The sequence below is a fragment of the Nocardia neocaledoniensis genome, from assembly GCF_003182135.1.
GTDB lineage: Bacteria > Actinomycetota > Actinomycetes > Mycobacteriales > Mycobacteriaceae > Nocardia > Nocardia neocaledoniensis.
The window spans coordinates 170,565-190,047 of record NZ_QGTL01000014.1 but is presented as its reverse complement, the minus strand read 5'-3'; the positions used below and the strand labels follow the sequence as shown (position 1 = coordinate 190,047).

The 19,483-nt window shown below is 63.5% G+C and carries 13 protein-coding genes and 1 rRNA gene; 8 read left to right on the top strand and 6 right to left on the bottom strand.

Translation table 11 applies throughout. From position 1 onward, the window contains the following. A 5S ribosomal RNA gene (gene rrf, locus DFR69_RS29255) occupies positions 1–96 on the top strand; the annotation flags it as partial. Positions 97–948: 852 nt separating this feature from the next. Here rrf and DFR69_RS29245 read toward each other — a convergent pair. Continuing rightward, a complete protein-coding gene (locus DFR69_RS29245; RefSeq protein ID WP_146229461.1) occupies positions 949–2,298 on the bottom strand; it encodes a CBS domain-containing protein in 1,350 nt (449 codons plus the stop codon). A gap of 356 nt (positions 2,299–2,654) precedes the next feature. Between DFR69_RS29245 and DFR69_RS29240 the strand changes: the two genes are divergently transcribed. The 7 genes from DFR69_RS29240 to DFR69_RS29210 all read left to right on the top strand — a co-directional run bounded on the left by DFR69_RS29240 (position 2,655) and on the right by DFR69_RS29210 (position 11,239). Next, positions 2,655–3,647, top strand: a complete 993-nt coding sequence (locus DFR69_RS29240) for a hypothetical protein (RefSeq protein WP_110040876.1) — start codon at positions 2,655–2,657, stop codon at positions 3,645–3,647. Continuing rightward, positions 3,640–5,097: a hypothetical protein gene (locus tag DFR69_RS29235; protein WP_167456450.1), complete on the top strand. Its 1,458-nt coding sequence runs from the start codon at positions 3,640–3,642 to the stop codon at positions 5,095–5,097. The genes DFR69_RS29240 and DFR69_RS29235 overlap by 8 nt, the downstream gene beginning before the upstream one ends. 362 nt (positions 5,098–5,459) lie before the next feature. Beyond that, on the top strand, positions 5,460–6,977 hold the full coding sequence (locus DFR69_RS29230) for a pyridoxal phosphate-dependent decarboxylase family protein (RefSeq protein ID WP_110040875.1): 1,518 nt from the start codon (positions 5,460–5,462) through the stop codon (positions 6,975–6,977). Further along, the gene (locus tag DFR69_RS29225) at positions 6,974–7,891 is read left to right on the top strand and encodes a methyltransferase domain-containing protein (protein ID WP_110040874.1); all 918 of its coding nucleotides are present in this window, start codon (positions 6,974–6,976) and stop codon (positions 7,889–7,891) included. The genes DFR69_RS29230 and DFR69_RS29225 overlap by 4 nt, the downstream gene beginning before the upstream one ends. Beyond that, entirely contained in the window at positions 7,888–8,610 is a 723-nt protein-coding gene (locus DFR69_RS29220) for a hypothetical protein (protein ID WP_110040873.1), read from the top strand. The genes DFR69_RS29225 and DFR69_RS29220 overlap by 4 nt, the downstream gene beginning before the upstream one ends. A gap of 48 nt (positions 8,611–8,658) precedes the next feature. Continuing rightward, complete coding sequence (gene argS, locus DFR69_RS29215; RefSeq protein WP_110040872.1) at positions 8,659–10,425, top strand: arginine--tRNA ligase; 1,767 nt, start codon at positions 8,659–8,661, stop codon at positions 10,423–10,425. Between the two features lie 100 nt (positions 10,426–10,525). Further along, positions 10,526–11,239 (top strand): 2'-5' RNA ligase family protein, encoded by a 714-nt coding sequence (locus DFR69_RS29210; RefSeq protein ID WP_110040871.1) that lies wholly within the window; start codon positions 10,526–10,528, stop codon positions 11,237–11,239. Here the strand turns inward: DFR69_RS29210 and DFR69_RS35835 are convergent. The 5 genes from DFR69_RS35835 to DFR69_RS29180 form a co-directional block, all read right to left on the bottom strand. Further along, positions 11,236–12,492 (bottom strand): helix-turn-helix domain-containing protein, encoded by a 1,257-nt coding sequence (locus DFR69_RS35835; protein WP_482805365.1) that lies wholly within the window; start codon positions 12,490–12,492, stop codon positions 11,236–11,238. The genes DFR69_RS29210 and DFR69_RS35835 overlap by 4 nt on opposite strands. A gap of 164 nt (positions 12,493–12,656) precedes the next feature. Next, complete coding sequence (locus DFR69_RS29195; RefSeq protein ID WP_110040868.1) at positions 12,657–16,121, bottom strand: DEAD/DEAH box helicase family protein; 3,465 nt, start codon at positions 16,119–16,121, stop codon at positions 12,657–12,659. Positions 16,122–16,135: 14 nt separating this feature from the next. Continuing rightward, the gene (locus DFR69_RS29190) at positions 16,136–17,299 is read right to left on the bottom strand and encodes a restriction endonuclease subunit S (RefSeq protein WP_110040867.1); all 1,164 of its coding nucleotides are present in this window, start codon (positions 17,297–17,299) and stop codon (positions 16,136–16,138) included. Positions 17,300–17,328: 29 nt separating this feature from the next. After that, entirely contained in the window at positions 17,329–18,834 is a 1,506-nt protein-coding gene (locus DFR69_RS29185) for an HsdM family class I SAM-dependent methyltransferase (RefSeq protein ID WP_110040866.1), read from the bottom strand. Between the two features lie 219 nt (positions 18,835–19,053). Further along, positions 19,054–19,482 carry a hypothetical protein gene (locus tag DFR69_RS29180; RefSeq protein ID WP_110040865.1) on the bottom strand — a complete coding sequence of 143 codons (429 nt, stop codon included), beginning with the start codon at positions 19,480–19,482 and terminating at the stop codon, positions 19,054–19,056. Between the last annotated feature and the right edge of the window lies 1 nt (position 19,483).

Genomic DNA, 19,483 nt, shown 5'->3' with positions numbered 1-19,483 from the left:
GAAACGCCCGGTCCCATTCCGAACCCGGAAGCTAAGGCCACCTGCGCCGATGGTACTGCACTCGACAGGGTGTGGGAGAGTAGGACACCGCCGGACAATTTTTTGCGAAAGGCCCTCCAGCTTCGGTTGGAGGGCCTTTTTGCGTTCTGGATCTCTCGACCGTCCAATGATCGCCCCTCCCAACGGAACTGGCGCTACTCTGTGCCGGTGAGTGCAGAACTCCCGCCCAGCGAGGGCGAACCGAAGGCCCACGTCCACGGTCGCGCGAGCCTCGGGGCGGAGCACCGGAGTGGACAGAACGAGTCGTATACACGGAGTGCCCGGTCCAGCACGAACTTCGGTGTGTGGCGGCGTGAATCCGAGGTGAGCCGTGAGGGCACGAAGGAGAAGCGGAACACCCTGAAGCTGGTGGTCGCAGGTGGCTTCCTCGTGGCGGGCGTAGTCGGCGCGGCCCTTGTGTTCATGGCTTTCCAGTCCGATGCGCATGGCGACGCTGCGCCGAGCGTCGGGTCCACGACATCCGGCGCCGTTTCCGGTGCGCCTGCCGTGGCGACGACCTCGGTCTCGCCGACCTCGGTCTCGCCGACCACGGTAATCCCGACTGCGACGTCGGCGATCTCGTCACGCACACCGACCGCGGTGCTCACCCAGCCCTGCCCGGCCGGCACAGTCTGCTGGTGGGGGATGCCCGACTTCAAGGACCTGCTGCACACCCTTCCGCACGGCGAGGTGCCGTCGGTGGATCCGCAGAACTGCCTGGAGCTGGGAGTCGCCAGTCTCGGCCCGCAAGGCGCAGGCTCCATCGTCAACGGCGGATCCGTCCCCCAGACCTTCTGGGAGAACGGTGACTGCACCGGCCGATCGTTCGTCATGAAGCCGGGAGAACAACTCGCGAAGCTGCCCGTGTTCCCGTTCTCCGTCAGCGGCTAACTGCGGTTCGACTCGGCATTACGGGTTGGGTTCCGCGGTCCGCAACACCTGAAGCAGCCCGTGCACCGCTGCTTCCTGTCCCGCCGACAGCGGATCGGTGGCGAAGTGCATCAGTTCGTTCCGAACCACCCGCACCTGCTCGACCAGCTCGATCACCTGACTCTGATCGAGCCGCCACCCGAGCTTGCGCCAACTCGTCGGACTCTGCAACAGGTGCACATACCCACCGAACGTCAGGTGCTCCGGCTCGGTGACATACGCCCGCCGATTCTTCGGCGCCGCCGCCTTGAAGTCCTCGGTGTCGAGGTGATCCCGCGCCGCTCTGCGCAACCGATTCTCGGCCTCTTCGATGAGGACGAACGGCTTTGCCAGCGTGCCGAATTGACGCGTCAGGTCGGCGGCCGTGAGAATCCCGGTCACCCGAACCCGATCCGGATCCCGCACGAAGATGAACCCGTGGTCGTAGATCGCCTCGATCTGATCCAGCAGGGGAGCATCGTGGTCCACCACGACCGCGGGCACCGTGGCGTCGGCGAGCGTCGGATGATCCGTCGCGATGTGCGCCCGCCCGATCGACTCCCAGGTCACCGCCCCGTGATACGCCCCGTCGTGCTCATCGATCACCGCCAGCTGCGAATACTGGTGCCGCACCATCGTCGTCTTCGCGGTCGTGAGCTCCACACTCGACGGCACCGAAACCAGTGCCGCCGGCAGACCGCCCAACCGCCGCGTCATCGGCTCGGGCTCGACGACGTTCTCCACCGACACCCGCTCCGCGGCCCGTGCACCGCCGACCGTCGGCTCACTCTCGAGCGGCACGATCGCGACCACCTCACTGAGCGGCCCCTCGGTGAACGGCGGCCGCGTGGTGAGCCCGTTCTCCGCGAGATCCGCCTTGATCATCGCGACCGCGGCAGCGGTCCGCCGCTCGAACCCCCAGTGCTCGAGCAGGCTCCGCACCGTCAACTCCCGCGGATTCCCCGCATCCCGCGCCCCGGCCTCCGCGAGGAGCTCATCGGACCCGGTCGCCGCCACATCACCCACATACCCGGGATCGCTCCCGTGCTCGGCGAGACGCGCGATCCGCACCGCCGCGTTGTGGCGCCGCAGCCCACACACCGTGAGCAGTGAACCGAGACTGGCCCGCAGATCAGACCGAATAGCCTCCCACGGCACATCGGTCCGGACCCACTCCACCCGGCGCACCTGCCGAAACGACTCGGGCTCCTGCGTCCGATACTCGTACTCCCCGACAACCCGCCCGATCGCGACCACCCCAGCCGGCCCTTTCAACGGCATCACCACCAGATCGCCTTCCACGATCTCGGTTCCGAACTTCCACAACTGCCCGGCCCAATTCCCCACCACCGTCGCCGAAGCCTCCGGATAGGCCCGCCGAATCCCCGCCTTCAACTCCTCCCAGGTCCGATACCTCCTGAGATCCCCGACCTCATCCCACCCGACGATCACCAACCCCTCCGCGAGAGCCCGCCCCTCCCGCTGCCCATGACTCCCGGCCCGTACCAGCCAAGCATGCTGCGCCCGCCCACCATCAACCACCGTCTGATCCTCCCCGCCGTGGAACACACTGCCTACCAAAGTAGTTCAGCGACGGCGCTCATGCAGCGACTGTTCGCGGCGACGGTTCGGCGGCTCGCCGGATCTGTCACAAGTTCTCGTTCTCCTCCGATACGGAGTCGACCGCAACGATTTCGGAGGGTGCGATGGTAGAACAGCTCAACGTCGGCAGCGCCAAAGAGGGCATCGGCAGGACCGTCGACGGCCTCGGCAAAGCCGCGCGAACCGCTTCGACGCAGTTCGCTGGGCAGGTCGGCAACGTCAAGGTTGCTGCCAAGGGCCGGGTCGAGAAGCTGACCGTGAAGAAGCCGGACCCCTACGAAGCGGCCGTAGCGGAATACAACGCGGTCTTCACCGCGATGGCCGATCGGGGTCTGTCGCTGTTGCGCCAACGTGAGCGTTCGACGGACCTGATCGAGCTGGTCGAGCACCTGGTGAACAGTATCGCCAACACCCCGAAGTCGTTCGATACCGACTTCGAGGAGATCGAAGTCCACCGGCAGCGGTTCCTGCACGCCGAGGAATTCGCTCAGAAGGAGCTGGAAGCGGCGCGGCTCTCGGCTGCCGGCGCCGGGGCGGGATTCGCGGCGGGCACCGCGGTAGCCGGCCTGGCGCCGTCGGCCGCGATGTGGGTCGCCACCACCTTCGGAACAGCCTCGACCGGCACCGCGATCTCGACCCTGTCCGGCGCCGCGGCCAGCCAGGCCGCACTGGCCTGGCTCGGCGGAGGAGCACTGGCCGCCGGTGGCGGTGGCACCGCGGCGGGCAGCACACTGCTCGCGCTGGCCGGCCCGATCGGCTGGACCATCGCGGGCGCAACCCTGCTCGCGTCCATCGCCCTTTTCGCGAAGAAGAAGTTCGAGAACCGAGAAGCGAAAAACGCGGCACTGACGGCCATCAAACGAAACACCGCCCTCGTCAAGGGCATGGACGCGCAAATCGAGGACCTCCTCGAGCGAACGACTTCGCTTCGCGAAGGCCTGGTCAAGGGCTACGGCCAAGCATTGGTGCACTTCCGTGCCGATTTCCAAGCGCTCGCTCCCGCCGAGCGGTCGACACTCGCCGCGCTGGTGAACAACACGAAGTCGTGCGCGGCGATGCTGAGCATGCGGATCGAACAGAGCGCCGACAGTGAGTGAGGCCGTCGAGTTCGTGATGAACACCCAGGAGCAAGCAGTCGCGTCCTGGGTGAGCTACCTCAATCAACTCCGCATAGACAACCTTCTCGGCGCGCTCAGGCTGCAGGACGGTCACCTCCAGGACGCGCTCACCAGCGTCGACGAGGCCATCAGCAAGATCGACCTCGAGGTGGTCGCCGCCAACCGCGGTGGACAGCGTGGCATGCACGGGTTCATCGCCGAGATCGCCGAGGTGGGAATCGGCAACGCCCGCAAGCAGATCCTCGGCGAGGCGCCCGACTACCAGTGGGTGAACGACAACGGACCCGTCGACCTGATGCGCGGAAGTGTCGCGATCCAACAGAAGTTCGTCGCGGCGGGCGGCCGCTTCTCGCTGGGCGCCATCACCGAGCACCTCCAGAAATATCCCGAATACGTGAGAAACGGTGGGAAGTACCAGATCCCGAGCGATCACTTCGAGATGATCCAGCGGTTGCGCGCCTTGTCTCCCGAGGATGCGAGCAAGCTGTCACGCAGCGGCGACGGGCCTTCCCTCCGAGACTGGCAGCGAGTCCAGACGTTCTTCGAATCCAGATCGGTCGGCATCGAATCGCTCGAGCCGTCGACGCTCCGATACGACGACGTCCAACGCGACATCTACACCTCGACCATGGCGGCGGAAAAGGACTCGCTTCGCGCCACGGACAAAACACTGCGCGAGGACGCCTACCAACAGAGCCGGCCGACTCTGCAAGAAGGGAGCACGGTCGCGCTCACCGCAGCCGTGACCGCCGGCGGAACAGCTTTCGTCATGGCCGTCTTCACCAGACGCCGACAAGGCAAAAGACTCAAAGAGTTCACCGGGCAGGACTGGCTCGACATCGCAGGCGAGACCGGCCTCGGTGCCGGCAAGGGCGGCGTCCGAGGCCTGAGCATCTACACCCTCACGAACTTCACCACCACCTCGGCGGCCGTCGCCAGCTCCATCGTCACCGCCTCCTTCAGCATCGCCGAACAAGCGAACAAGCTCCGCCGCAACGAGATCGACGAACTGGAGTTCATTGAAACCTCCGAGCTCATCGCGCTGGAAGCCGCGGTCCGCGCGCTGTCCTCGTTCATCGGCCAGGCGGCCATCCCCGTTCCCGTCCTCGGCGCCGTCATCGGCAACACCGTCGGCATCGTGATGTACAAGGCCGTCGCCTCATCGTTGACGAAGCGAGAGGCGGCGCTGATCGAGCGTTATCTCGAGGAGCAGCGCGCACTGGACGAGCAACTCGACACCGAGTACCGGGCTCTTCTGGACAAGTTGGACCAGAGCATGTCGGACTATCTCGGCCTGCTCGAGCGAGCGTTCTCACCTGACGTGGAGGTCGCGTTCGTAGGATCGGTCGCGCTGGCGGCGGCGCTCGGAGTCGTGGCGGAGGAGATCCTGGATTCGGCGGAGAAGGTAGAGGCCTACTTCCTCGACTAGGGATGCCCCTGCCGCTACCACATTCACACTGAGTCGTCGTCAGGTCCTGACGAGGCGCGGTTGCCGTCGACCTCGATGTGCCAACAAACTTTGCATGTGGCCGGGACATGTAAAGAATCGAGCAAAAAGTTTGCAATTCGCTACCCATGTTGCGCGTCCTTGGGACTCGCCAAGCCGATGATCGCGGCGTGAGCTCCGACCGAGTTCACGCCGCGTCAGTTAACAGCGCTTGTGGGCGGCAACTCTGATGCCCATAGTGCGCGCTCGCGTATCGGTCGCGTAGCGGTGGCGTGCCTTCTGAAACCATCCGGGGACCGGGATCGTGATGGGCAACGGAAATTTGCCCACGGAAGGCAATCACGATGCACCAGTTGGCTATTCACCCCCCACCCGAAGACCCGGTTTACGAGTGGAATGCACTACTTCATCATGCCGTCGACCTCGGGCTGCGGTTCAAGTCGAGGACAGAGATCTTCGGTCGGCGCGGCAGTCCACGCGAGATCCGCGATCTGCTGCTGACAGAGTTGCCCGCCGAGCCGACGACAGGCGATGCGGTGATCGCGGATTTCGTGGACCGGGTCCTCCCGCTCTGCAAGAACGAGGCATCACCGCGGTTCATGGGCTTCGGCGACACCGGCGACGATCCACTCGCTCTCGCGGGCACGCTGCTCGCGGCGCTCACCCAGCAGAACATGATCAATCAGTCTTTCGACAGCCCGAGCGCGACATTCATCGAGATCACGGTGTTGCGCTGGCTGCGCGATCTACTCGGCTACTCGAACCCGGCGGTCAGCGATGTGCGCACAGTGTGGGACGTCGGCGGCATGGTGACCCCAGGCGGAACCACCAGCAACACAGTGGCGATGATGCTCGCGCGCGAAGCCAAGGCGCCGGAAACCATGCGGACTGGAGTCACCGACCCGCGCAGGATGGCGGTGGTTGTCCCGAAAGGCATCGGGCACTACAGCGTGAAAGCGGCGCTGACTTGGATCGGTTGTGGCGCCCACGTCATCGAGGTCGATACCGACGGGTTCCGTTACGACAAGCGCGAACTCGCTCGGGCGCTTCGCCGACACCGAGACCACGTGATGGCGGTGGTCGCCTACGCCGGCGACAGCAGGACGCAAACGGTCGACGATCTGCGCGCGGTGAGCGGCATCGTCCGGGACATCGACCCGGGGATTTGGCTGCACGCTGACGCCTGTTGGGGGCTGCTGGCCGCCTTCAGCCCGACCATGCGGGAAAAGATCGACGGCATAGCCGAGTTCGACAGCGTCACCGTCGATCCGCACAAGATCATGGCCGTTCCCTATGGGCTCAGCGCGCTGTTGGTACGTCAACCAGCCGCTATTCGGACGATCTCGACGTACTCGGATCTGATCATGCAGGAAGACTTCGCCTTCGGGCAGGTCACACCATTCATCGGCACCAAAGGCTGGATGTCGTTGAAGTTGTGGATGATGATGCTCGGCCGCGGCAGAACTGGGTTGGCGAAGCTGGCCGACTATCGAGCGGACTTGGTGCGGCGCTTCGCCGCCCTGGTAGACGACCATCCGCGCCTGGTTCGTCTCAACGAGCCGGATCTCGCGGCGGTTGTGTTCGTGTACCTGCCATCGGGCGTCGATGCCGGCACGATCGACGATGACGGGCTTCGCGAAGTCAATGTCTTCAACGTCGCCCTTCATCAGCGAATGCTCGCGGAAGGGCTGTGGCACCTCCATCAATTCACCCTGCCCGACGACCTCGGACGTCTCCGAAAGGGCGCGATCATGCACCCTCTGCGCTTCATGGCGAACAATCCTCACCTCACCGAGACACATATGCGTGACGTCCTCGCGTACCTCGACCACATCGCGATCGAACTGGAGGAAACGGCATGACCAACGAGACCTTCCGCGCTGTCTACGAGACACCGGGCACGTACGACCGACTGCTCCTGCGGCACTTCTACGGTGGCACCGAGGACGTCGATCTTGTCGCGGACTGGTTGACCGAGCACTACGCTGCGCCAGCGGCAGATTTGAAGGTGGCCGAATTCGGCTGCGGTACAGGCCGAATCACCGACGCGATGGCGCCGTATGCCGCGACGATGGCCCTCGCGGACTACGGCGAAGTCATGGTGTCCGCCGTCGCCCGGAAGTTTCCCGGTGCGGAAACGATCTGCGCGGATACCAGCGACGCTGTCGCACAGCTTCTCGCCGCGGAGCGTGCGCGGACCTTCGACTTGGTCACCGCGTTCTGGTCGTTGAGCTATCCGATCGGAGAGTTCTTCGAAGAGTTCTCGGCCGCTGGCGTCCGACTCCGGAACGATCAGGCGCGCGCCGCTGACCAGGCTGGCGAGTTCGTGCGCGACCTGGTCCGGCTGGTCGCGCCGGGCGGACACCTACTAGCGATGCTGTTCGACGCGGAAAGTCCTGAGCAGCAATTGGTGACCAGAGCGTGGGAGAAGGTCGCGCCGTTTCCTCGCGGCGGACGGGCGTATACACGAGAAGTCCTGATCGATGCGCTCCGTGCCGCCGAGAGCCGTGGGGAGGGGACGCTTTCCCATACTCGGCTCGGGGGAGTGGCGTGGGCACCCGACCGGGACGCGGCACACGAGTGGTTCTTCGGAGTGCATTTCAAACACCATCCTCAGCTGATGAAAGACAGCGAGCTGGCGCGGGAGGTCGACGACTTCCTCGAAAGTTTCGAGATGGCGAATGGCGGTGTCGCGATTCCGAGTGGAGTTCATTTCATCGACTTCCACGCTGTCGCCCACCCGTACGCGTCGCTGCCGATCGGTCTCGAGTCATGACCCCGGAACTCTTCGCCGCGGCCGCGGAGGTCTGCCGGAAGTTCGCGCCGCCGCGCGGCTACGGGCTGGTCTACGGCTCGCAGGCCGTCAACGGCGAGTCGCGGTCGGACCTGGATCTCGTCATTGTCGGACGCTCGCGTCCGGGATACCACCACATGGCTGATCTCGTCGCCGCGGTGTGCGAGCTCCACGCTGACTTCGGCCTTCTCCAGGACACCGAGGTCGACTACGAGACAAAGCTTTTCGCGACCCACGCCGATGTCTGTTGTGCGGTCGAACTGCGCTGCTTTCCGCGAAGCCAAGGAGTGTTGAGCCCCGGGGTGGTGGTCGCCGAGGCCGACTGGTTGAACTCCTCAGAGTTCGCGCAGCGCCTGGTGCTGAACGCGCTGACCAGCGAACATATCTTCCTCGGGGGAGATGTGCGGCGCTATCGAGCCGACCGGTCGCGAGCGGAGCGGGCGGTGGCGACCTTGGCGCTGGCTATGGTCGCGAAGCCCGAGGTCACCATCCACGACGCCGTCGAGGTTCTCACTCGATCCGCTGACGGCGCGCGGGGCAAGGACTTCCTCGGCTACCAACCGACTGCCCACTTGTATTCAACGATCCAGTCCGGCTTCGCCGCGCTGGTCGCGGGAAACGTGGTCGAGATCGTCGGCGGTTCGCGATTCCGCAGATGCCGTGAGCCGCGCGGTGTGGTCGGCCCAGTTCAGGCCGCATGACAAACCTGCGAGAATAGCCCGACCATCCCCATTCGAAAGGAATCAAAGGTGAGCTCTGCCGGTGTCGTACCGCTGCTCGGACGTGTCGCTACCGCTGTGTCGGAGGCGATCGCCCGAGTCCGTCCGGAAACGGCGGACGCGGACCCGGTAGTGCGACGATCCGACCGCGCCGACTTTCAATCCAACGCCGCGTTACCGCTGGCCAAGAGCGTGGGCACACCACCCGCGCAGCTGGGCGGTGAACTCGCGGCCAGCATCGACCGCGCCCAGGGCGTCATCGCGGACGTGCGGGTGTCGGGTCCGGGATTCCTGAACATCACTCTGGCCGACTCCGCGGTCTGGGAATCCGTGGCGGCCCGACTGACCGACGAGCGGCTGGGCATCCCGGCCACGGAGGACGGACGCCGAGTAGTCATCGACTACTCGGCCCCGAACGTCGCGAAAGAGATGCACGTCGGGCACCTCCGGACGACGATCATCGGCGACAGTCTCGCCCGGATCTTCGAGTTCCTCGGCGCCGACGTGGTGCGCGCCAACCACCTCGGTGACTGGGGCACGCAATTCGGCATGCTCATCCAGTACATCGACGAGCACCCCGAATCGCCTTGGCACACTGAGGAGCTCGACGCCGATACCAGTTCTGTGTCGGCGTTGGACACGCTGTACAAGGCCGCCCGCGCGCAATTCGACGCCGACCCGGAGTTCGCCGATCGAGCGCGAACGCGAGTGGTCGCGTTGCAGGCCGGCGACCTCGACACCGTCGCTCGGTGGAGGGAGATCGTCGCGGAATCGGAGAAGGCGTTCGGCGCCATCTACGACCGCCTCGGCGTCCTGCTGACACCTGCCGACTACGTCGGGGAGTCGTTCTACAACGACCAGCTGGCCGATACGGTGACCGAGCTCGTCGACAAGGGTGTCGCGGTCGACAGCGACGGTGCCGTCGTCGTTCTGTCCGAGCAGGTCAAGGGCCCCGACGACAAGCCCGCCGTGCTGATGGCTCGCAAGCGAGACGGCGGCTACGGCTACGACAGCACCGACCTCGCCACCATCCGGTACCGGATCGCCTCGCTACACGCGGATCGGCTGCTGTATGTCACCGACTCACGCCAGGCCCTGCACTTCCAGCTGATCTTCGAGGCCGGGCGTCGGGCGGGCTGGCTGACCGAAGCGATCCAGGTGGACCACGTCGCCTACGGGACGATCCTCGGGCCGGACGGCAAGCCGTTCAAGACTCGTGCGGGCGGCACGGTGCGGCTGATGGACCTCCTCGACGAGGCGGTCGCACGCGTCCGCGCCGTGGTCGCCGAGAAGAACCCGGATCTCGCGTCAGCCGAGCTCGACACCATCGCCGAACAGGCCGGCATCGGGGCGGTGAAATACGCGGATCTGTCGACCTCCCGGGTCAAGGACTACACCTTCGACCCTGTTCGGATGACGTCACTCAACGGCAATACTGGCGTCTACCTGCAGTACGCCCACGCTCGGGTTTGCTCGATCCTCCGCAAGGCCGGCACTACAATGCCAGCCGAAATCGACGCGAACGTCCCGTTGGAACCGGCCGAGCGTGAACTCGCGTTGGTCCTCGACGGGTACGGGACAGTGCTGGACGAGGTAGCCGAGGCGCTGGAACCGCACCGGCTGGCCGGATACCTCTACGAGCTCGCTCGCGCCTATACGGCCTTCTACGATTCGTGTCCGGTGATCCCCGCTGAGGAGCCGATCCGTTCGAATCGGATCGCGCTGTGCCAGTTGACGGCTCGTACTCTCGAGCTGGGTTTGGGGCAGTTGGGAATCGCCGCGCCACGGCGAATGTGAGCTGTCGGCCGGCCGCACACCCTCGTGCAGTGGTGTCCGGCCGGCTGAGCCGTACACTCCCAGCCAGGGAGTTCGAGAACGAGAGGTAGGCAGATCAGGGATGACTTCCAGCGGTCCATTTCCCCGGTATCTGCCCGACTCGACGTCAAATCCTGAGGCCATCGCGCGGAACGACTGGGAAGCCTTCGTCGAGCTCGAACATCTGCGTGACCACTGGAGCGTGAAGCAGTGGGCGCCCGGACGGACCGGGTACTACTGGTATCTGACCTTCGATGATCCGGACCTGGTTGACTTCGCTGCGGAACACCAGCGTGGTCTCGGCCTCACGGGCGTCGACCCGGTTCCGTCGGACGGTTTGCACATCACGGTCAGAAGCGTCGGCGACACGACCGCCGTGCCCGATGAGCAGGTCGACGCGCTGGTTTCGCTCGCTCGCGAACGGCTTTCGGATGTGAAGCCGTTCGACCTGACCATCGGCCCGCTCAGTGGATCTCGAAGCGCCATCCGATTCTCGGTAGCGCCATGGGATCCACTGCTCGACCTGTATCGAATCCTGTCGGCATGTTCCGACGAGTTGTCGCCGGAGCATGCTCCCCGCGATGCAACAGACTCGTCGTCTCGGTTCCGGCCGCACCTGGGCATCGCGTACAACAACACCGACCGTGCCGCGGCAGATGTCATCGCCGCGGTCGCGGCCCTGCGGAAACCTGAGCGGGTTTCGGTTCGGGTGGACACCGCTGAACTGGTGGTTCTCAGGCGCGACGGACGCTGCTATCGCTGGGACACACACGCCGCTATCCCGCTGGGTGGCTAATGAACACTCTCCGGGGCGATGAGTGGCCGTGAGGCTCGCCGCCATCGCACCAATCTTTCGATGTAGTCGCGCGACGGCTCAGGGTAGTGCGCCTCAAGGAGCGTGCCGAGCTCGTTCGCTCGCTGCCACACCGAGCGGATCGGCCGATCCGCTGAAGCGTCGAGTGCCTTGATCCCGAAATGAACCGCTTGCTCGACTTCCGGGGACCGCTGGAGCGTGAGCGCGGTCGCCATATCCAAGGTCACGAGAGCGCGGCTCCATACTGAGTCCGACTGCGAGACATACTCGTTGACCAAGTTCCCGTACTCGAGTGCCTTGTCGAATCGCCCTGCGGAGAGGAATGCCGTCGCTGCGTTGGCCAGCAGGCGGGCCTTGCCATACGAACTGAAGGTGAGCGCCGGGGTGAGGCCAGGCGTGACGTTCATCCGATCAGCCAGCGCCATTGCCTGCTCGACCGAGCGCTCGACGTCGGTGGCGTCGCCTAGCTTCCCCTGCGCGCGAGCCAATCCGTTGGAGTACAACCGGATTGTCTGAGAGCCTCCCCTGGCCATAGCGATTCCTTGCTCCGCCAGCGCCGCGGCATCAGCGAAATCGCCTGCGTAGTAGGCGCAGAAACTCTCGGTGGACTTCACCCAGGCCAGCATCTCGTGGTCATCGGTGAACGAGGCCATCACTTGGGCCTCGCGGCAGTACATCCGCGCGGTACCGAACCGACCACAGTTGACCGCCATATACGCGAGGACACCGGAGATTCGAGACGCTATCCGGTAGAGACTCTCGACGTGAGCTGGGTGACGCCGTTGCTGAAGAAGCAGATTCGCACGCTGCCGAAGCTCTCGGGCCTCGACAGCGAGCTCACGTGGCCCCTCTGCCTCGTACCGCTCGACGATGTCGTCGAGCGCGAGGCGGAACCCGTCCACGAGGTCGCCGTCTCCACGAAGTCTGGAAAGGTCTTGAAGCTGGCCAACTATCGCATCTGGCTGGTCGAAACCTGATCCTCCCGCAGTCGGTGTCGTGCACCGAGGTTCGACGCACGCGGCGTCGAACCTGGCGCGTTGTCCCGGATCGAGACGCTGAAGCAGCGTGTCCATCGCCGCTGCGTGCTGATTGGTGAGAGTGATTGTCGCGCCGCGCTTCTCCCACTTGCGGACGACGGCTTCTGTGAAGCCGAGGCGATCGGCGAGCTCGGCCTGAGTCAGCCGAAGCGCGGCGGTCCGAATCGCGCGAACCTCGACACCAGTCCATACTCCCACCACCACGACGCCCCCCGTCTACTCTCTTCTCGCGTAACTGCTGGTAAGAGCGTAGAACGCAACATAGAGGCTGTCACTAGTTGGGCAGCAGCAGTCTGACTTAGAAGGACATCTGAGCTTTTTGGGCGCGGAAAGTATGTGCTACGCACAATCAACTTCCACTCTCACCCTTGCGCGGCAGCAGCTTCCTGCTGGCCGGCGACGGCAGTTGTGCGAATGTTCTTGACGATTGCGACGATTCGATCCACATCTTCTTCGGCGAAGATGTCTTCCGGGCCACTCGGTGCCACCGATTTGAACGGTGGCTCATACAGTGCGCCCACGTCGATCACCCCGTTCTTGGTGAGGAAGTCGACCAGCAGCTTCAAATAATGGAGCTGGTTCGCGGTGAGATTCCGGCCGGTGTGGAACTCGTCGAAGGCAGCAGCAGCCGCGGACGCGTCGAGGCCGACCAAGGATCGTAGAAACAGCCCCAGGCCGCCATGAGTGCTGGCGGCGTGCTCGATGTCCTCGGCAGTGCCGAAGCCGTTGTCGAGGAAGATCTGTTCGAGTTCGGCGAGGTCGGCAGAGGTGATCTGCTTGTTGCGCAACAGCTTCTGCACGGCGAGCTTATCCTCGTGGCTGCGCATATAGGTGCGGACCTTGGATTCGAAGCGCGCCATGCCCCTGCCGCCGCCGGGCAGTACCGCCATCTCGACATCTGCGACTTCGCCGAGCTCGTCCTGGAAATCGGTGTAGAGCGGGTTCTGTGCTCCCTTCGGCGGGATGGCCTTGACCAGACCGCGCAGTCGTCGCCGGAGTGTTTCCAGCATGGCGACGGTGACATCCTCCCACCACGCGTCGCCGGCGACATCTTCGAGGAAGTCATGCCGCTGCCGGATGGCGGTGATGGTGTTGAGGCCAGGATCGAGCAGCGCGCTCGCGATCTCTTGTACCTTTTCGCGCAGCGCGTCGTATCCGGTGTCACCGGTGAGCCGCGCCAACTGCAACCGATACGCCAGCAGATCGAATCGTTTCGCGGCCGGGCTCGGATCGTCGTCTTTGAACTGGGTGGGCAATCCGGCAAGCGCCCCGACCTCGACCCGGATCTCCGGGGTGACAATGTCCCAGCTACCCAGCTCGGTGTACTTCTCGACGTGCTGCAGTTGCTTGCGCACCTCCACATTCCGCGTATCCATGCCCGCCACCTCCACCCGGAGATGTTCGGCGAGCTGCCATCGCACGTCCGGCAGATCCGTGGGTTCACGGTCCGGGATCTCAGCGGGCCTATCGCCCGGGGGCTGGAGCTGGTCGATGTCGCGCAGGAGGTCGGCTCGGGCGGCGAATACCTTCTCACTCATCGAGGCCTGAGTGCGGCCCTCGGCGGTCGGCAAATCTTGATTGAAGTACTCGACGTTCTGGCACAGGTCGAACACAAGGAACCGTTCCTTGTCCTTGTTCGGCGCGTACAGGTCCGGGCACAGGCGGGTGCCGCGGCCGATCATCTGCCAGTACTTGGTGCTGGTGCGTACGGCCTTGGCGAACACCAGGTTCGCTACGGCGGGCACGTCGAGGCCGGTGTCGAGCATGTCCACGGAGACGGCGATATGGGGTGCCTTGCCCGGGTTCTCGAACTTGTCGATGAGGCTCTGGGCATGGCTCACGCTGTGGGTGATCATCTCAATGAAATCGCCAGGCAGATCGGGATAGAGCACCCGGAATCGTTGCACGATCAGTTCGGCGTGGCGGTTGTTGCGGGCGAAGATGATGGTCTTGCCGATGCGTTCCCCGTCGGCGACCCGGTCACCCTGTTCCATGAGGACGAGCAACATCTGGTCGATGGTGTCGTGGTTGAACAGGAAGCTGTTGAGTGCGTGTGCGTCGACGGAATCGGGGATGTCCTCGTCGTCTCGCCACTCGAGATCTTCCCAGTAGTCCTTCTCGTCCTCGGAGAGTTCGTCGTAGCGGATGCCGGTGCGCAGGAACTTCAACGGCACCGATTTGGCTTCTGGCGCAACGAGATAGCCCTCATCCACCGCCTGTTTCAGGTCGTAGGCGTCGGTCGGAACACCTTCTTCGAGATGGAACAGTCGGTAGGTGTTGCGGTCGATCTCGTCTTTGGGGGTGGCGGTCAGGCCCACCAGCAGCGAGTCGAAGTGCTCGAAGATCACGCCGTATTTCTGGTACACCGACCGGTGCGCTTCGTCGATGACGACGAGATCGAAGTATCCGGGGCCGAACCTGCGTTGCTCGGTCTCGTCGATCTCGTTGATGAGGTTCAGCATCGTCGGGTACGTGGAGACGTAGACGCGGGCGTTGTTGTCCTTCTCGGTGAGCAGGTTCACCGTCGGCACGCTCGGCAGATGGGTCTTGAACGCATTCGTCGCCTGTGACACCAGAACCTGTCGGTCGGCAAGGAAAAGTACCCGCTTCACCCACCCTGCCCGGATCAGCTGATCGACGAGTGCGATCACAGTGCGGGTCTTGCCCGTACCGGTCGCCATCACCAGCAGTGCCTGGCGCTGTTTGTCCTTCTCGAACGCATCGCCGATGCGTCCGATGGCCCGCTTCTGGTAGTGCCTTCCCGCGATGATCTCGTTGACGGGTTCGGTGGCCAAAGACTTGCGGCGGGCACGCCGCTGAATCAGCAGCCGCAGTTGGTCTTTGGTGAAGAAACCCTGAACCGGGCGGGGTGGGTAGAAGGCGTCGTCCCAGATCTGGGTTTCGTAACCGTTGGTATAGAAGATGATCGGTCGCTGGCCGTGCTGCTGCTCGAGCGCGTCCGCGTACAGCGACGCCTGATACTTGCCCGACTCGACACTCTTGGATGTGCGTTTCGCTTCGACGACGGCGAGCGGCTTGCCGTTGTCGTCCCACAGCACGTAGTCGACTTTGCCCTTACCGCTGTCGGTCGGCATTCCCGTCACCGGGTATTCGCGGTCGTCGGCTCCGTCCAGCGCCCAGCCGGCCTCCAGGAGCAGCAGGTCGATCAGCTGGGTGCGAGTCTGCGCCTCGGAGTAATCATGGTGATCCGGCACTTTGGCATTGGCGGCCTTCGCCGCCTTCACCTCGGCGCGCAGCCGCTTGACCTCGTCGTCGAGTTCCTTGCGCTGCTTGCGCTCGGTCGCCAGCTCTGCCTGCTGCGCCGCGAAATCCGCGGCCATCTGCTGAACCTCGGCGTACTTCTTGCGCTGCACCCCCGCCGGGACCGGGCGCGGGATCAGCGAGGTATCGAACCGCTGCCCGTCGAACGGCTTCCCTTCCTCGGTGCGCGCGTAGGTGCGGCCCAGCCAATACAGCACATGGAACAGCTCACCGACCGCGTTCACCGCATCCTGCGCGGGAACCTCACCCGAGCGATGCACCGCGACATTCCCGCGCCGCCGCACCACATCCATCTTCGTGACGATCACCGACCCCGCCACCTGCACCAGGGTCGGCTCCTTGAGCTTGGCATTCAGATCGTCGCGATACGGCATCCGCAGCGTGTCATCGGCCTTGAACACCCAGTTGACCGCCAACTCCAACGCCCGCCGCGCGAAGAAGCACGCCACCCGCGGATCACCCACCGCGCTCCGCTCCGCGCGAGCTGCCTCTGTGAACAGGTCCGGCCACTCGGCTTGCAGGAAGTCGAAGTTGCTCTCTGGCACGAAAGGTCCTCCCCTTAAAGATCTTTCAGGTCATCTTGCCAGAGTTCGCCGCGGAAGGCGCGAGACTGGATGGAGAAGAAGAGCGTGTCCAGGCGGCTGAGCGAGGTTTCATGATGACGCTTGCAGCGTGCGATGGCTTCGATTCGATCTTCGAAGAGCTGTTGGGTCGCGATCGGGGCGGAAGGGACGGGAAAATTCCGCAGTTGCGTAGCGTTTATGGATGCGATTCCTGTTGTTTGCTTCGCTGATCTGAGAAAGTATCTACGGCCTCTTTCGGACGATATTGCCCAATTCAGATAGATGGGACGAAAGGTCAGCTCATCTTTCAGTCGAACTCGGAAAATGTGATTTTGATGGATGCACTCTTCGAGTTCATTTCGCCACAGTGTGCCGCGTCCAAGTTTGTCTGGGTCGCCGCCTTCGGTCAGTAGGAGGTCGTCTTTTGCGAGGCGGTATCGATCGATCTCTGGCTCTGTTGCCTCGATTTCCTTCAGGGTGTCCAATCGGAGTTGTTTGTCCTGGACGTTGACGACTGCGAGGTAGGGAACAGTGCGAGTGGTTGCGGTTGGGGGTACCTTTCGGCCTTTGGTGATGCCTGAAGAAATTTCTGCGATCGCTCCTAGCGCTATCGGTTCGCCTACCACGTCAGGTGCCTCGAACATGTCGAGGAAGATAGATTGGGCGAGGTCGTCGAGGAGGGCGATGGACTTCCGCCGCTTCTCCCGCAGCAAATCAACCTGATCCAGCGCCTGTGCAATCCGCTGCTGTTCTGAGAGTGTCGGGGTGGGCACGAGCGACGACTTGATGATCTTGTCTGACACCGCTGGATAGCTTTGACCTGTTGCTAGTCGTGTCATGGCCGAGACGAACTGCGGTGATCGGACCCAATGGAATAGGTAGCGATTGTCGATCGCTTTTGGTCGGAGCACGCAGAAGCCCGTAGATGCGGTTGCTCCGTCGAGTTCCGGGGGTACCGATGCAACGGCGTTGAGGTTTGGGCGAACGGTGGAGACTAGTACATCGCCTGTCGCGACGAGTTGTCGTGCCCGGCTAGGCGCGCCGCTCGTGGCAGTGGTCGATGTTGAAACGATGGTCTTCGTGTGGTGATCGACTGCGGCGATATCTATGTAATCAAAAGTGGAGCCTGGATGGCTGCGCGGGTTCCATGTATCGGTCATGCCGACCAGGTCACCAATTGGAGTCGATCTCACGACAGCATCCCCTTGATACTCGACATCCCCTGCTGGATCTCCGCCTCGATCGTTTCCAACTCTTCGATGATCTCCAGCGGCGGACGGTGCTCCACTTCCTCGTGGACGATCTCCTTGTATCGGTTGAGGCTGAGATCGTAGCCCTGGGCAGCGATATCCGTTTTGGGTACGCAGAAGCTCTGTTCGGTGCGGGAGCGGGCGCGTTCGGTCGTGGTGCGGCTGGACCAGCGGGTCAGGACGTCGGGGAGGTTGTTATTGAAATGCTCGTCGGGCGTGAGAGTGGCACGGACGCCGAGTTTTTCGTCGCCCACTAGGGAATTACGTTTGTCGTCGAGGCTGAATCCGTCAGCGGTGACGTCGTAGAACCACACCTGGTCGGTCTCGTCATCCTTGGTGAAGATCAGGATTGCCGTCGAGACACCGGCGTAGGGCTTGAATACGCCCGAGGGCAGCTTGACCACCGCGTCGAGGCCGTGCTCTTCAACTAGAAGCTTGCGCAGATCCTTGTGCGCCTTGGTCGAACCGAACAACACGCCGTCGGGAACGATCACCGCGGCCCGCCCACCGGTCTTGAGTAGGCGCAGGAACAAGGCGAGGAAGAGTAGTTCGGTCTTCTTCGTCTTCACAACCTGGAGCAGGTCCTTGGCGGTGGTCTCGAAATCGAGGCTGCCGGCAAACGGCGGGTTGGCCAGGATCATCGAGTAGCGGCCAGCCTCGCTGGCAACGGACTCGGCGAGGGAGTCGCGGTATCGGATGTCCGGGTGCTCGATTTGGTGCATGAGCATGTTCATGCTGGCGATGCGCAGCATGGTGGAGTCGAAGTCGAAACCGTGGAACATGCTGCTGTGGAAGTGATCTTGCTGCGCGGAGTCGAGCAGGGCGTCGCGGTGGGTGTGCTGGATGTACTCGGCGGCGCCGACGAGGAAGCCGGCGGTGCCGCATGCCGGATCGCAGATTTCGTCGTTGGGTCCTGGGGCCATCATCGCGACCATGAGGTCGATGATGTGGCGCGGGGTGCGGAACTGACCGTTCTGGCCCGCGGTGGCGATCTTGGAGAGCATGTACTCGTACAGGTCGCCCTTGACGTCGCCGTCGCCGAGTGGCAGTTCGTCGAGCATGTCCACGGCCTTGGTGAGCAGGCTCGCCGTCGGGATGGTGAACCGGGCGTCCTTCATGTGCTCGCCGTAGGTGGACTCCTCGCCACCAAGCAGCCGCAACCAGGGGAACACGTCGTCGCGGACAGTCCGCAGCAGCTGATCCGGCCCCAGCTCCCTGAACTTCGACCAGCGCAGCGTGTCCGTGTCGGCGTCGTAGATCGGGTTCTCGATCGGCCGCCCGCTGCGGTTGGCCTTGCGCTCCTTGCCCGTCTGTAGCTCGTCCAGGCGTTTGAGGAACATCAGGTAGGTGATCTGCTCGATCACCTCCAGCGGATTCGAGATGCCGCCAGACCAGAACGCATCCCAGAGCCGGTCGATCTTGCTCCGCAGTTCCCCTGTGATCATGCGATGAGGTTATCGGAACGTGACGACACGGTCGGCAACACTCGACGATGAGAAGCTGTTCGGTACGTCTGGTCCTGCGATGCCCCTGCTCGTTGCGTTTGTATGGACTGTCTCTTGGTGTATGTCCCGCAGGCGGACTTCAGACAAGCCCGCTCCACATCGAACGTGTGTTCGGTAGTATGTAGATCATTTGGCAAAGCATCGTACTGCTAGTGGGTTCTAGCAGAGGGCGTGGATGAAGACGATCTCGGATGTGTCCTTGGTCGTGTAGGCGACCCACCTGGTCTGGGCGAGCTGCTCTTCGTCGGCGCGATAGGCCTGCTCTGATTCCAGCAGTGGGAGGCTCTTCGTGTCCCGCCAGTGGTACTTCCAATCTTTCGGCACCCCGGCAGTGAATTTGGCAAGGCCTGACTTGGTCTTGAAATCATCCATTTCGTCGGCGGGGATTTCCACCACTGCGGTAACCACTTCGTCTCCGAAACCCGTCTGCTGCTCGAATTCGACAAGTTTGACGCCGTGAGGGAAGACGAGCGAGCCGCAGGTCTCGAGGGATAGGAGGTCTTTGCGCTCGCTCGAGCAGGCTGTCAGTGCAAACGTTTGCGCGCCTATCGCGGCGATGAGGAGTACAAGGGTCAGTCTTCGTTTCATA

Coding starts and splice junctions, on each gene's coding strand:
- DFR69_RS29180 (WP_110040865.1), bottom strand. CDS start 19,482: ATGAAACGAAGACTGACCCTTGTACTCCTCATCGCCGCGATAGGCGCG.
- DFR69_RS29220 (WP_110040873.1), top strand. CDS start 7,888: ATGACCCCGGAACTCTTCGCCGCGGCCGCGGAGGTCTGCCGGAAGTTC.
- DFR69_RS29185 (WP_110040866.1), bottom strand. CDS start 18,834: ATGATCACAGGGGAACTGCGGAGCAAGATCGACCGGCTCTGGGATGCG.
- DFR69_RS29240 (WP_110040876.1), top strand. CDS start 2,655: ATGGTAGAACAGCTCAACGTCGGCAGCGCCAAAGAGGGCATCGGCAGG.
- DFR69_RS29230 (WP_110040875.1), top strand. CDS start 5,460: ATGCACCAGTTGGCTATTCACCCCCCACCCGAAGACCCGGTTTACGAG.
- DFR69_RS29210 (WP_110040871.1), top strand. CDS start 10,526: ATGACTTCCAGCGGTCCATTTCCCCGGTATCTGCCCGACTCGACGTCA.
- DFR69_RS29190 (WP_110040867.1), bottom strand. CDS start 17,299: ATGACCGATACATGGAACCCGCGCAGCCATCCAGGCTCCACTTTTGAT.
- DFR69_RS29225 (WP_110040874.1), top strand. CDS start 6,974: ATGACCAACGAGACCTTCCGCGCTGTCTACGAGACACCGGGCACGTAC.